This is a genomic window from Streptomyces zinciresistens K42, from assembly GCF_000225525.1.
GTDB classification, from domain to species: domain Bacteria; phylum Actinomycetota; class Actinomycetes; order Streptomycetales; family Streptomycetaceae; genus Streptomyces; species Streptomyces zinciresistens.
In genome coordinates this window covers 1-892 of the sequence record NZ_AGBF01000464.1, presented here as the reverse complement: position 1 = coordinate 892, position 892 = coordinate 1, and the positions used below count along the sequence as shown (strand labels likewise).

The window sequence follows — 892 nt, the reverse complement described above, 5'->3', positions numbered from 1 at the left end:
TGTTGGCGAAGAAGTTGGGGCGCATGTAGGCGGCGGCGTCGCCGGTGAGTTCGGTGAGGTAGTCGGTGAGTTCGGTCTTGGTGGTGCGCCAGGTGAAGTAGGTGTAGGACTGCTGGAAGCCGCACTGGGCGAGGGTGTGCATCATCGCGGGGCGGGTGAAGGCTTCGGCGAGGAAGACGACGTCGGGGTCGGTGCGGTTGATGTCGTCGATGACGCGCTGCCAGAAGACGACGGGTTTGGTGTGGGGGTTGTCGACGCGGAAGATGCGCACGCCGTGGTCCATCCAGTGGCGCAGGACGCGCAGGGTCTCGGCGGTGAGGCCGTCCATGTCGGCGTCGAAGGCGACGGGGTAGATGTCCTGGTACTTCTTGGGCGGGTTCTCGGCGTGGGCGATGGTGCCGTCGCTGCGGTGGTGGAACCACTCGGGGTGTTTGTGGACCCAGGGGTGGTCGGGGGAGCACTGGAGGGCGAAGTCGAGGGCGATCTCCATGCCGAGGTCGCGGGCGGCGGTGACGAAGCGGTCGAAGTCGTCGAGGGTGCCCAGGGCGGGGTGGAGGGTGTCGTGGCCGCCTTCGGGGGAGCCGATGGCCCAGGGGACGCCGACGTCGTCGGGGCCGGCGGTGAGGGTGTTGTTGGGGCCTTTGCGGTGGGTGGTGCCGATGGGGTGGACGGGGGGGAGGTAGACGACGTCGAAGCCCATCGCGGCGATGGCGGGCAGGCGGCGGGCGGCGGTGGTGAAGGTGCCGTGGGGCTGCTCGGGGGTGCCCTCGGAGCGGGGGAAGAACTCGTACCAGGCGCCGTACAGGGCGCGTTCGCGCTCGACCAGCAGCGGCAGCGGTTCCGAGGCGGTCACCAGGTCCCGCAGCGGATACCGCCCCAGCACCGCGTCCAC

The 892-nt window shown here is 69.7% G+C and carries 1 pseudogene; it reads right to left on the bottom strand.

The features are described 5' to 3' along the window. A pseudogene (locus SZN_RS37225) lies at window positions 1–892 on the bottom strand (alpha-1,4-glucan--maltose-1-phosphate maltosyltransferase); the annotation flags it as partial.